This window comes from Variovorax sp. W1I1, from assembly GCF_030815625.1.
GTDB classification, from domain to species: Bacteria; Pseudomonadota; Gammaproteobacteria; order Burkholderiales; family Burkholderiaceae_C; genus Variovorax; species Variovorax paradoxus_C.
On sequence record NZ_JAUSWZ010000001.1, the window covers coordinates 530,517 to 543,198 of the forward strand.

General features: G+C 67.2%; 10 protein-coding genes. 8 read left to right on the top strand and 2 right to left on the bottom strand.

Annotated features, from left to right (window positions below; translation table 11 throughout):
• Window positions 1-2 precede the first annotated feature (2 nt).
• The 7 genes from QFZ83_RS02600 to QFZ83_RS02630 all read left to right on the top strand — a co-directional run bounded on the left by QFZ83_RS02600 (window position 3) and on the right by QFZ83_RS02630 (window position 8,688).
• On the top strand, window positions 3-1,646 hold the full coding sequence (locus QFZ83_RS02600) for an ATPase, T2SS/T4P/T4SS family (RefSeq protein ID WP_307502287.1): 1,644 nt from the start codon (window positions 3-5) through the stop codon (window positions 1,644-1,646).
• Window positions 1,643-2,500, top strand: coding sequence for a type II secretion system F family protein (locus QFZ83_RS02605; protein ID WP_307502289.1), 858 nt, complete (start codon window positions 1,643-1,645; stop codon window positions 2,498-2,500). The genes QFZ83_RS02600 and QFZ83_RS02605 overlap by 4 nt, the downstream gene beginning before the upstream one ends.
• A 7-nt stretch (window positions 2,501-2,507) precedes the next feature.
• Window positions 2,508-3,395 (top strand): type II secretion system F family protein, encoded by an 888-nt coding sequence (locus tag QFZ83_RS02610; protein WP_307502293.1) that lies wholly within the window; start codon window positions 2,508-2,510, stop codon window positions 3,393-3,395.
• 26 nt (window positions 3,396-3,421) lie between these two features.
• Entirely contained in the window at window positions 3,422-3,763 is a 342-nt protein-coding gene (locus QFZ83_RS02615) for a DUF192 domain-containing protein (protein WP_013543295.1), read from the top strand.
• A 91-nt stretch (window positions 3,764-3,854) separates the two neighbouring features.
• Entirely contained in the window at window positions 3,855-4,991 is a 1,137-nt protein-coding gene (locus QFZ83_RS02620) for a TadE family protein (protein WP_307502297.1), read from the top strand.
• Window positions 4,991-7,255 carry a fused MFS/spermidine synthase gene (locus tag QFZ83_RS02625; RefSeq protein ID WP_307502301.1) on the top strand — a complete coding sequence of 755 codons (2,265 nt, stop codon included), beginning with the start codon at window positions 4,991-4,993 and terminating at the stop codon, window positions 7,253-7,255. Before QFZ83_RS02620 ends, QFZ83_RS02625 begins: the two co-directional genes overlap by 1 nt.
• Before the next feature lie 188 nt (window positions 7,256-7,443).
• Window positions 7,444-8,688: an acyl-CoA dehydrogenase family protein gene (locus QFZ83_RS02630; protein WP_307502304.1), complete on the top strand. Its 1,245-nt coding sequence runs from the start codon at window positions 7,444-7,446 to the stop codon at window positions 8,686-8,688.
• 6 nt (window positions 8,689-8,694) lie between these two features.
• Here the strand turns inward: QFZ83_RS02630 and QFZ83_RS02635 are convergent, their stop codons facing one another.
• Entirely contained in the window at window positions 8,695-9,666 is a 972-nt protein-coding gene (locus tag QFZ83_RS02635; protein ID WP_307502307.1) for a LysR family transcriptional regulator, read from the bottom strand.
• Window positions 9,667-9,758: 92 nt separating this feature from the next.
• Between QFZ83_RS02635 and QFZ83_RS02640 the strand changes: the two genes are divergently transcribed.
• Entirely contained in the window at window positions 9,759-10,409 is a 651-nt protein-coding gene (locus QFZ83_RS02640; RefSeq protein ID WP_307502309.1) for a MarR family winged helix-turn-helix transcriptional regulator, read from the top strand.
• Window positions 10,410-10,454: 45 nt separating this feature from the next.
• Here the strand turns inward: QFZ83_RS02640 and QFZ83_RS02645 are convergent, their stop codons facing one another.
• Window positions 10,455-12,626 carry a LamG-like jellyroll fold domain-containing protein gene (locus tag QFZ83_RS02645; RefSeq protein WP_373457489.1) on the bottom strand — a complete coding sequence of 724 codons (2,172 nt, stop codon included), beginning with the start codon at window positions 12,624-12,626 and terminating at the stop codon, window positions 10,455-10,457.
• Window positions 12,627-12,682: the final 56 nt, after the last annotated feature.

Sequence of the window (12,682 nt, forward strand, 5' to 3'; positions counted from 1 at the left end):
TCATGCACAAGGTCTTCGTCAATTCGCCCCAGCAGGCCGTGCGCGAGGTCGCGCTCGACATCCCCGAGGTCCAGATCGGCAAGGACGCGGCGAGCCACATCGTGCTGTCGGGCTGGAACGTCGCGAAGCTGCACGCGCAGTTCGTGGTGCACGACGAGGAGGTGTTCGTGCAGGACCACGGCAGCCTATTCGGCACCTGGGTCGACGGCAACCGCGTGACGCGCTTCGGGCCACTGAAGGGCGGCGAGGAAATCATCATCGGCGGCCACACGCTGGTGGTGTCGCTCGACGTGGCGCTGCGGCCGGCCAGTGCCGGCCAGCAGGACGCGGCCGAGGCGGCGCAGCTCGCCGAAACCGCGCTCGCCATCGAGGACCCGCTGCTGCACTGGCGCCGCGCACTGCACCGCACGCTGCTGGAGCAACTGGACAACCGCCGCATCGACACCGCGCAGATGAAAGACGAGGAGCTGCGCTCGAACGTGCGCGCGCTGATCAGCGAGATCATTCGCGACTCGCGCGAGCTGCCGACCGACATCGACCGCACGCTGCTGAGCCAGCAGCTGCTGGACGAAGCCATCGGCCTCGGTCCGCTGGAGGTGTTGCTAAAGGACGAAAGCGTCTCCGAAGTGATGGTCAACCGCTTCGACGAGATCTGGGTCGAGCGCTCCGGGCGGCTGGAGCGAACCAACGTCGCCTTCACCAGCAACATCGCAGTGCTCGGCGCCATCGAGCGCATCGTGACGCCGCTCGGCCGGCGCATCGACGAGAGCTCGCCGATGGTGGACGCGCGCCTCAAAGATGGCTCGCGCGTGAACGCGATCATTCCGCCGCTGGCGCTGCGCGGGCCCAGCGTCACGATCCGGAAGTTTCCGAAGAACCGCATGGGCCACGAGGGAATGATCCGCACCCGCTCGATCACGCCGCAGATGGTGGAGTTCATGCGCATCGCGGTGGAGGAGAAGCTCAACATCATCGTCTCGGGCGGCACGGGCACCGGCAAGACGACGCTGCTGAACATGGTGTCGAACTTCATTCCGGCCAACGAACGCATCGTGACCATCGAGGATGCGGCGGAACTCTCCCTGGGGCAGCCGAACCTGGTGTCGCTCGAATCGCGGCCGCCCAACATCGAAGGCAAGGGCGCCATCGCCATCCGCGACCTGGTGCGCAACTCACTGCGGATGCGGCCCGACCGCATCGTGGTGGGCGAGTGCCGGGGCGGCGAGGCCCTGGACATGCTGCAGGCCATGAACACCGGCCACGACGGCTCGCTCACCACGCTGCACAGCAACTCGCCGCGCGATGCGATGTCGCGGCTGGAAGTGCTGGTGACCATGGCCGGCATGAACATCCCCGTGGCGGCGATCCGCGAGCAGATTGCTTCGGCTGTCGATCTGATCGTGCAGCTCACGCGCTTTCCGTGCGGCAGCCGCAAGGTCACGCAGATCACCGAGATCACCGGCTTTGCCGACGGCATGATCCAGATGCAGGACGTGTACGTCTTCCGGAAGACGGGCGTGGACGCCGAGTTCAAGACGGTCGGGCATTTCGCGGCGGCCGGCACGGTGCCCGACTTCTTCACGCGCCTGCAGGAGCACGGCCTGAAGCTGGACCTCGAATTCCTGTTCGGCGCGGCCGAGGCATGAAAGCGGCCTTTCTCATTGCCTCGGTGCTCTGCGGCATGGGCTTCATCATGCTGTGCGGCTACCTGCTGATGAAGCGCTCGCCCGAGCTGGCCGGCAAGGTGATGTCGAAGCTGCAGGCGAGTGGCCGGCGCACGCTGAATCTTTCCGAATTCCAGGCGCAGCATGCGGTGGCGTTCGCATCGGGCCATGCGTTCCTGGTGGCGCTCTGCGGGGCGGTCGGCTGGCTCATTTCGGGCAACCTGATCGGCGGCGTGGTGGCGGCGGTGGTGCTGTACCTCCTGCCCGCGCGCTGGTTCGCATGGCAGCGAAAGAAGCGCAGGCAGCAGATCGAATCGGAACTGCCCGATGCGCTGCTCTTCATTGCCAGCGCGCTGCGCGCTGGCAGCGCTTTGTCGGTCGCGGTGCAGGTGCTGGTGCGCGACCAGCAGGGGCCGCTCGGCCAGGAGTTCGGCCTCGTCCTCAAGGAGCAGCGCCTGGGCGTGAGCTTCGACGATGCGATCCAGAAGATGTCGCAGCGCCTGGGCATTCCCGACTTCGTGCTGGTGGTGGTGGCGCTGCGCGTCTCCAAGGAGGTGGGTGGCAATCTGTCGGAGCCGCTGCAGGTGCTGGCCGAGACGCTGCGGCGCAAGGCCATTCTGGAGGGCCGCATCCAGGCGCTCACCGCGCAGGGCCGCATCCAGGGCCTGGTGATGACGCTCTTTCCGCTGCTGCTGATGGGCGTGCTCTACCTGATGCAGCCCACCATGGGATTGCTGTTCTCCACCAAGATCGGCTGGGCCGTGCTGTTCGTGATCGGCGTGATGCTGTTCCTGGGCTACGCGATGATCCGCAAGATCGTGGCGATCGACATCTGAGATCGCCATGCGCTCGCTGATCCTCCTGGCCATCATCTTCCTGTGCGCGACCGTGGGCGTGATCCTGCTGCTCTACATGATCTCGCTGATCCGCAAGGCCAAGCCTTCGGAGCGGACCCACATGGACCCGCTGCCGCGCCTCTTGCGGCTGGTGTGGCCGGTGGTGAACATCCTGCAGTTCCATGTGTCGGAGATCGCGCCCACCTCGATGCTCGTCAAGCGCAAGCGCCAGCTGCAGCTCGCGGGGCTGGAGTTCGTGCTGAAGGCCGAGGAGTTCATCGCGGTGCAGGTGGTGTCGCTGGTCGTGGTGGCCGCGCTTGGCCTCTGGACGGCGGGCCTGCTCGGCGCGATGGCGGGCACCAAGGTGTGGGTCACGCTGATGTCGTGCGCGATGGGCTGGTACTACCCCGTGATGTGGATGCGCGACCGCCGCAAGAAGCGCGAGAAGAACATCCTGCGCACGCTGCCGGGCTACCTGGACATGATCACGCTGTGCTGCCAGGCCGGCCTGAGCTTGACTGGCGCGATCGCGCAGGCGGTGCAGAAGGGGCCGGGCGGCGCGCTGGGCATCGAGTTCGACCGCATGATGCGCGAGATGCGCACCGGTGTGAGCCGCATGGACGCGCTCAACGCCATGGCCGAGCGCCTGGACAACAAGCACATCAAGAGCCTGGTGTCGAACCTCACGCAGGCCGAGTCACTCGGTGCGAGCCTGGCCGACACGCTCTCGGCCATTTCGGACCAGCGCCGCACCGAGCGTTTCCAGCACGCCGAGAAACTCGCGATGGAGGCGCCCGTGAAGATGATCGGACCGCTGGTGATCTTCATCTTCCCGGTCACTTTCATCATCATCTTCTTCCCGCTGGTGATGCAGTTTCTCCAGACCCAACGCTAGGACGCCAGGAAGCTTCCGGAACCACCATGCGCATCGTCTCCCTCCGCTCTCCCCAGGCCCAGCCCTTCGGTCCCGTGCGCGTGGCCGAGCGCGGCTGGGACCGCACGCGCGGGCTGCTCGGGCGGCCGCGGCTGGCCGCGAGCGAAGGCTTGCTCATCGCGCGATGCAGCTCGGTGCACACGGTGGGCATGCGCTATCCGATCGACGTCGTCTTCCTGGACCGCAGCGGCCAGATCGTTCGCATCGTCGAGCGCCTGAAGCCGATGCGCATGGCCTGGTGCCCCGGCGCGGCCAGGGTGCTCGAGCTGAACGCCGGCCAGGCACGCCACCTGGCGCTGATGCCGGGCCTCAAGTTGTCGGGTTGGTAGGCGGCCCCGGGAGAACGACATGCATCGCACCCTTCATTCATCGCGCTGCTCCGTGCGGCACGGGCATCGGCGAAATCAGCGCGGCATTTCGATGACCGAGACTGTGATCGCGCTGCCGGTGCTGATCCTGTTCGTGATGTGCGTGGTGCAGTTCGGCCTCATCTACCGCGCGCGGCTCACGCTCGAATATGCGGCGCACGAGGCGGCCCGCGCGGGTTCGCTCAACAACGGCATGCCGCTGCCTTTCGTCTTTCGCATCGGCGGCGCGGCGCCTGGGCTGGGCAAGCTCAACAGTGCGGCGCTGGAGCTCACCACCAACGCGCTCACCCGCGGCAGCGTGTGGCAGGGGCTGGTCAAGGGAATGATGCCGCTGAACGTGGCCAACCCGAGCGTCGGCGGCATGTTCAAGGGCTGGGTCGCCACCAACAAGGACCTGATCGATTCGGCCTGCATCGAATACCTGAACCCCACGCAGACCACCTTCATCGACTGGGCCTTCATCGAGAACTTCGGCGAGAACCGCTGGATCCTGCAGATCCCCAACGACACCATGCGCTACCGGAAGCCCCTGCCCTACGAATACAAGGCCAAGGCCATGGGCAGCGCCGCGGGCATCAACGACCCGCTGCCGCCCGACGCCGAGCTTCGTGGCACCACCTCGAACAAGACGCTGGGCGAATCGAGCGTGCTGCACCTGCGGGTGCACTACGGCTACCGGCTGGGCATTCCGGTGGCCAACAAGATCATCCTCCTGGCGCTGGAAGGCTACAAATACGTGGGCGAGGCCTGGTATCGGCTGTTGTCCACCGACGGTGCGGCGGCACCGGGCACCGACTTCCGTCTCAACCAGCTCGACGCCTACTACATCGCCAACGGCAAGATCCCGCTGGTGGCCGAGGGCGTGGTGGGCATGGAGTCGCCGATGTACTGGCACCCGTTCTATTCGTTCGGTCCGACGGGCGACCGCAGCATCGAGTCGCAGTGGGACCCGGCGTGGAGCGCCAACGTCGGCAACAACGTGCTGGAAGCGCCCGGTGACCTGATGACCAACGTCTACGCCTTCGTGCGCAACAGCAGCACCGAGTGGGCCACGCAGTTGCTGGCGCGCGGCGTCGACGCGCTGGCCGACAAGGTGGGTGACGGCAATTCCTTCTGTCCGGCGCTCTGGGGCGACGCGGTCAAGGAGCAATTGGACAAGGTGCCCAACCCGAACCAGGCAGGGTCTTGATGACAGAGACGAGATGGGCGGGAGAAGGCTCCGGCGCGCTTGCCCTCTGCGCGTCGACGATCTTCGTCTCGGCGTTCCTGCTGTTCCTGGTGCAGCCGCTGATCGCGCGGCAGATCCTGCCGTGGTTCGGCGGTTCGGCCGCGGTGTGGACGCTGTGCCTGGTGTTCTTCCAGGTCGTGCTGCTCCTGGGCTATTTCTATGCCGACCTTCTTTCGCACCGGCCGCTGCGCACGCAGGCCATCGTGCATGCGCTGCTCTTGCTCGCGGCCTGCGCGATGCTGCCGGTGATCCCCGATGCGGCATGGAAGCCGACCGGCCAGGGCGATCCGGCGACAGGCGTGCTCGAGGTGCTGGCGGCCACCATCGGGTTGCCGTACCTCGCGGTGTGCACCACCGGTCCGCTGGTGCAGAGCTGGGTCGCGCGGCTGCATGCCGGCGATGCGCCGCGGCAGGCGCGGGTGTACAGGCTCTTCGCGCTGTCGAACCTCGCGGCGCTGTTCGCTCTCGTGGTTTATCCCTTCGTGCTGGAGCCGGTGTTCGCGCTGCGTGTGCAGGCCATCGCGTGGTCCGCGGGCTTCGGGCTGTTCGCGGTGCTGGCGATCGTGTCGGTGCTCGCGGTGGCGAGGGCGCAGCCGTTGCCGGTGGCGGCCGCCATCGACGCACCTCCCGCGGTGCCGGCATCGCCGCTTTCATGGACGGACCAGGTCCTGTGGCTCATGCTCTCCGCCCTCGGCACGGTCGCGCTGCTCGCGGTGTCGGCCTTCATCACGCAGGACATCGCCTCGGTGCCGATGCTGTGGATCGTGCCGCTCGCGCTCTACCTGCTGAGCTTCGTGCTCTGCTTCGACAGCGACTTCTGGTATCGGCGCTGGCTCTTCTGGCCTGCGGTGCTGGTCCTGGCGCCGGTGATGGGCTGGTACCTCAACACGCCGCAGCGCTCGCTGCCGATTCCCACGGCCATCGTGCTCTTCTGCGCCGGGCTCTTCGCGATCTGCATGTTCTCGAACGGCGAACTCGCGCGGGCGCGGCCCGGCCCCGCGCGGCTCACGCGCTTCTACCTTTTGCTCTCGCTCGGCGGCGCGATGGGCGGCATCTTCGCGGGCGTGGTCGCGCCGCATTTCTTCAACGGGTACTGGGAGCTGCCGGCGAGCCTGGCAGCACCGGGGTTGATCCTGCTGTGGCTGGTGCGCGGGCGCCAGCAGTGGGTGTGGTTCGGGTTCGCGCTCGCCGTGGTGGTGGGTTTCGCCGCGTTCCTGCGCATGGACACGGTCGCGGTGTCGACGAATATCTTTTACGCCTCGATCGCCGCGCTGGCCTGTTTCGCGGTGCTCTACACCGCATGGCGTGCGCGTTCATGGGCGGCGGGCGCGGGGCTGGCGGGTGTGCTGGTGTCGGCGGCCGTGGCCTGGCTCTCGATCGCCAGCGTGCGCGAAGCCGACAACCGCACGATGCTGCGCGTGCGCAACTTCTACGGCGCACTGCGCGTGGAGCAGTTCGGCAATCCGGGCGCGCCGACCGCGTCGCGCCGGCTGATGCACGGCGTCATCTCGCACGGCGAGCAGTTGCAGGGCGCGGTGCAGCGGCGCTTGCCGAGCACCTACTACGGGCCGGAATCGGGAGCGGGGCTCGCGCTGCTCACGAACCGTGGTGCATCGCAGCGCGTGGGCGTGATCGGCCTGGGCGTGGGCACGCTCGCGGCCTTCGGGCGCAGCGGCGATACGTTCCGCTTCTACGAGATCAATCCGCGCGTGACGGCGGCGGCGCGCTCGCACTTCACCTACCTCGCTGACTCGGCCGCGACGGTCGAGATCGCACAGGGCGATGCGCGTCTTCTGATGCAGCAGGAGTTCGACGCGCACGGATCGCAGCGCTTCGACGTGATCGTGGTCGACGCCTTCTCGGGCGATGCGATTCCCATGCACCTGATGACGCGCGAGGCGTTGGCGCTCTATCGCCGGCACCTGCTGCCCACGGGCGTGATCGCCTTCCACATCAGCAACCGGCACCTCGCCCTCGCGCCGGTGGTCAAGCGCCTGGCCGAAGACGCGGGCATGCAGGCGGTGCGCGTTGGTTTCAAGCCCGCGCCCGGCAATCCGACGCTGGAGCACACCTCGGAGTACGTGCTGCTGACGAAGGACGGTCGCTTCCTGCAGGACCCGGTCGTCCGCGAGCGCGGCGAGGCCATCGATGCCACCGGCGTCGCGACGTGGACCGACGACCACAGCAACCTGCTGGCCGCATTGCAATGGACGACCAAGCCCTGAGGCGTTGAGAGGCGATCCGGCATGGCCGCTCGGCCTCTTAGCTGAATTCAAAGACCAGGTCGCGGGTGTCGATGCCCTGCATGCGCGAGGCGCGCGCCGTCATGCAGGAGACAGACGGACGGGCCCGGGCCGGGCACCATGGCGCAACCGTTCCCCGACCCCTCACCCCCAACCCGGAAGACATCCGCATGGAATTCGCCTACACGCCCAAGGTCCAGGAACTGCGCACGCGCCTCGTCGCCTTCATGGACGCGCACATCTACCCGAACGAAAAACGCCAGGCGGAGGAGGCGCACCAGTCCTACTTGAACGCGCAGAAGAATGGCGGCTTCTACACTGGCCTGCCGCTGCTGGAAGAGCTCAAGGAGAAGGCCCGGGCAGCCGGCCTGTGGAACCTGTTCCTGCCCGAGACCGCGCACGGCGCCGGGCTCACGAACCTCGAATACGCACCTCTGTGCGAGATCATGGGCCGGCGCTACTGGAGCGCCGAGGCCTTCAACTGCAGCGCGCCGGACACGGGCAACACCGAGGTGATCGAGCGCTACGGCTCGGCCGCGCAAAAGGCGCGCTGGCTGCAGCCGCTGCTCGATGGGCAGATCCGTTCCGCGTTCGCGATGACCGAGCCTGCGGTGGCCTCTTCGGACGCCACGAACATCTCGTGCAGCATCCGGCGCGAGGGCGACGAGTACGTCATCAACGGCCGCAAGTGGTACATCACCGGCGCGATGAACGAGCGCTGCAAGCTCTTCATCCTGATGGGCAAGACCGACCCCGACAACGCCGATCGCCACCGCCAGCAGTCGATGATCATCGTGCCCGCCGACACGCCCGGCATCACCGTGCTGCGCGACATGGCGCTGGTCAATCACTACGACGCGCCCTTCGGCCACCCGGAGGTGCTGTTCGAGAACGTGCGCGTGCCGGTGGACAACATCCTGCTGGGCGAGGGCCGCGGCTTCGAGATCGCGCAGGGGCGCCTCGGTCCCGGGCGCATCCACCATTGCATGCGCATGATCGGCATGGCCGAGGCGGCGCTGGAGATGATGTGCGAGCGCGTCGTCTCGCGCGTGGCCTTCGGCAAGCCGCTGGCCGAGCAGGGCGTGTGGCGTGAGCGCATTGCAAAGAGCCGGATGCTGATCGACCAGACGCGCTGGATGGTGCTGCACGCGGCCTGGCGCATGGACACCGTGGGCAACAAGGTGGCGGCCAAGGAGATCGCGATGATCAAGGTGATCGCGCCCAACAACTGCATCCAGGTGATCGACGATGCGATGCAGGCCTTCGGCGCCATGGGCCTGAGCCAGGACACGCTGCTGGTGAATTTCTGGGCCTACGCCCGCCACCTGCGGATGGCCGACGGCCCGGACGAAGTGCACCGCAACGCGATCGCCAAGCACGAGCTCGCGGGCTATCGTCCGAAGCAAGTGGCCTGAGGGCCTTCAGTCTCCTGGGGGGAGGGCGGCGCAAGGCGCGTCGTGGTCTTTCCGCGCCTCGGGAAACATGTCCATCCACCGATCCCAGGCCGGCTCGCCCGCGAAAGCCTTCTGCATGAACTCCACGAAGGTGCGGACCTTGGCCGACAGATAGCGCCGGGTCGGATAGACGGCCATGAGGGTCGCCGGCGGGTACTGCCAATCGAGCAGCAGCGGCACCAGGTCGCCCTTCGCAATGTCGTCGCCGGCCATGAAGGTCGGCATTGCGACGATGCCTTCGCCCGCCAGCGCCGCCGTCAGCAGGATGTCGTCGCTGTCCGCGCGCATGCTGCCCCGCACCGGAACGGCGACGGTGTCGCCGGTGCGAGAGAAGGTCCATGTTTCGGAGACGGCACCGGAGATCTTGGTCAGGCAGTTGTGCGCGGCCAATGCATCGGGCGTCGGCGGCGCGCCATGCGTGGCCACGTAGCCCGGCGACGCGCAGATCACGATGCGCAGCGGCGCAAGGTGCCGTGCCACATAAGTCTCTCCGTGCTGCCAGGCCCCACGGATGGCGAGGTCGAAACCGTCGTCCACCAGATCGACCAGGTGATCGGTCGAGGAAACCTCGAGTTCGACGTCGGGATACTGGTTTCGATACAGGGGAAGAAGCGGCGCGAGGTAGCGCGGCCCGAACGACAGCGGAACGCTCACGCGCAGCACGCCGTGCGGCGTGAGCGTGCGCCATGTGACTTCGGACTCTGCTTCCTCCAGGTCGGACAACAGCAGGCTCGCCCGCGCAAAGAAGCGCTCTCCCGCTTCCGTCGTGCGCACCCGGCGCGTGGTTCTTTGCAGGAGCCGCGTGCCCAGGTGCGACTCCAGGTCGACGATCAGGCGCGAGACCGACGTCTTCGAAATTCCCAGTGCGTCGGCTGCACCCACGAAGCTGCCGGCCTCCACCACCGCCACGAAGGCCTGCATGGCACTCAATCGATCCATCGACAGCCCTTTGTTCCGGATTCCGGGATAGGCAATTGCGCAGCGCGACGTTTATCCCGGCCGCATCGATGCGTATCGTTGGCCCCGCATGCATGAGCCGCCAGGGCCATGCGGCGCAAATCGGGAAGCCGGTGCGATCCGGCGCTTTCCACCGGGCACTCATTTCGGTGACCTGGCACCTCCACTCTCTGATTCGTATGCCAGCTTTCTCCGATGCGGGTGGGGCGCCCGCCCCCGGTTCCCTGGGTGACCTCTTCCTGTTCAGGCTGCCGTGCGCCATACGCGCCGTCGTCGGCATGGCGACGCGCATTGCCGACGAGGGCTTCGGCATCACGCATCGCGAATGGGAGCTGATCGCCGCGCTCAGGCAGATCGGCGAGGCGACCCCTTCGGCCTTCGCCGAACATCTGCAGTGGGACTGTGTGCGCACCTCGCGCGGCCTGGGCAGCCTCTCCCAGAAGGGGTTGGTGGAGCGGCGGCGCGACGCCGAGGACGGCCGCGGCGTGCATGTGCGCCTGAGCCCTCAAGGGCAGCAGCTCTTCGATGACCTGTTTCCGCGCATCGCGCGCCTCGATGCCGAGCTCGTGGCCGGCATTGACGACGCGCAGGCCAGCATCTTTCTTCAATGCCTGAGCCGGATCGAGCTGCGTGCAGCCGAATTGAATGCGAAGGGCGCGGTGCCGGAAAGCGCCAGTCGCAGCGCGGGCGGCACGCGCCGCCGGTGGCCGCGTTACCGGGCCTGAACGAAGCGCCTGCATTCCGTGGGCGGTTCGTTCACACCTTCCTTCTCAGGCCTTCGCCAGTGCGGCAATCTCTGTCGCGCCGAGTGCGCCGCTGTAGAAGCGCAGGTCGTCCACGCGTCCCTGCAGATCGGGGTCTTTGGGAAACTGCGAATGGCCGAGCCAGTTCTGCGTCGTCTCGCCCAGGTCGGCGGGCGTGAGCGTCATCTGTGCATTGGTGCCGTCGACGACGCCGTCCACGTACAGCGTCCCGAGCGTGCCCGACAGGGTGACCGCGACGTGCACCCAGCGTCCGGTGGCAAGCGCCGACGTGCCGTCGATCCCCTCCTCGTTGAAGCCGTGGACCGTGGAGATCCCGTAGCGGACCACACCGCCGCCATTGCGGACCGTGAGCATCATGTAGCGGCGCGTGCCGGAGCCGAAGTCGAACACGCGGGCCCACGTCGCGGCGCTGTCCAGGAAGACCCGGACCGAGACCGTGAAGTCGGCGGTGTTCTTCGCAAGGCCCGTCGGCAGGCGGACGGGCGTGCGCGCGCCGCCATCGGGCTTCCACTGCAGCAGCAGCTCGGGCGCTACGGACACCCGCGCTTCGGTGGACGGCGCGCTGTCGCCCGAGGCGGTGGCCGCGACGATCACGTAGTGGTAGACCTCGGTCGCGCCGGTCGCGCCGATCGCGCTGAGCGCGCTGAGCGCGGTGTCGTTGAACGTGAGCGTGTCGGTGATGCCCGATGCGATCACGCTGTAGGGGCCGCCGGCCCGCTCCGCGCGGCGCACCGAGTAGCTCTGCGCACCGGTGCAGCCCCACCATGACAGCACCACCTGCGTGCCGCGCAAGCGCGCGGTCAACCCGCTGGGGCGCCCGGCTGTCGGCAGCGGATCGCGCGTGAAGGTCAGCGTGCCGAAGCCCAGTTCGTCGCCTTTGCCGCCGTCTCCCTCGGGGCGCATCTGGATGGCTTGCAGGGCGGTGTAGGGCGTCGCGATGCCCAGGCGATTGGCATAGTGGTTGTGCACGCTTTCCCAGATGCCTCGCCGATGGCCCTGGGCTCCCGTCGACAGCTCGGCCTGCTTGCCTTGCTTGTTGACGTTGGTGAAGTAGGGCATCGTGTAGAAGGCGCCGGTGCCATCGCGAAGATTGGTCTTCGCCACGTACTCGGCGCCCGCCAGGAAGCGGTTGTTCTCGTAGCCGTAGATGTCGTCGCCCTGGTTCCACGCCATCTCGCAGAAGGCGCCCGCAAGGCCGATGCCCAGCGTGCAGTGGCCCTGGTCGCGCCCGCTTTCCTGCCATTGGCCGAGGTAGCCGGGATGCACGTAGTAGACCGCCTGCAGGCCCGCGCCGTTGCCCTGGCCAGCCTTGTAGTAGCTGATCGCCTCGTCGTAGATGTCCGGCCGGTCGCAGAGCACGCCGATGGCCAAGATCGAGGCCATGCTGCATTGGTCCCAGTTGGCCCAGTAGCTGCTGTACTGGGTGCCGTTGTGGATGGTGAGGAACTGGTTGTTGAGCGGATAGAAGATGTCCAGCATCATGGTCTGGAAGCGCGCGAAATCGGCCGGCGCCCAGCCTGGGTACGTGCGCATGATCTCGGCCGCGTTCGCGAACTCGTAGCCGTAGATGCCCGCCGCGAGAAAGCGGTCCGCATTGCCCGTGACCTCCTTGAGCGTGGAGGACCATTCGTTCAGGAAGACCACCGCAAGGTCGGCATAGCGCGTGTCCTGCGAGACCTTCCAGCGCAGCGCGAGTTGGTAGGCGCGCGCGACGTCGATGTAGAACTGCGCGAAGTTCTGGCCCGGGACGTCCCCCCGAATCACCGTGGCCAGCGGACGCGGCTTCGCACCGAGCTGCGCGCGGCCGTTGCCTGTCAATGCATTCCAGCCGGAGAGCCACGGTTGCGCCTGCTCTTGGACCTTCTGGCGCATGCGCTCGAAATCGCTCTCCGTGTGAAGAAGGCCGGGGTGGACGAACTTGCGTGCCTGAGGGGGTGAAGGAGGGGGCGGAGCCACCGCGGGAGCGCTCGGATCGCCGGAAGGATCGACTGCCGTGGGAGGAGCCGGCGCGACCGCAGTCGGTACCCCCGGTCCCGCAGCGATGCCACCGCCGGCAAAGCCGCTGCCTCCACTACCGCCACCGCAAGCTGTCGCGCCCAGAGTGACAAGGCTGATCGCACTGAGGCAGAAGACGCGACGGTCCAGGGACGCGGTGTTTTCGTTGTCGAATGAATTCATTGCGAAGAAGAATGTGTGATGCGTGTGGACCGCAACATGCGCGCCGTGCTTCTCGT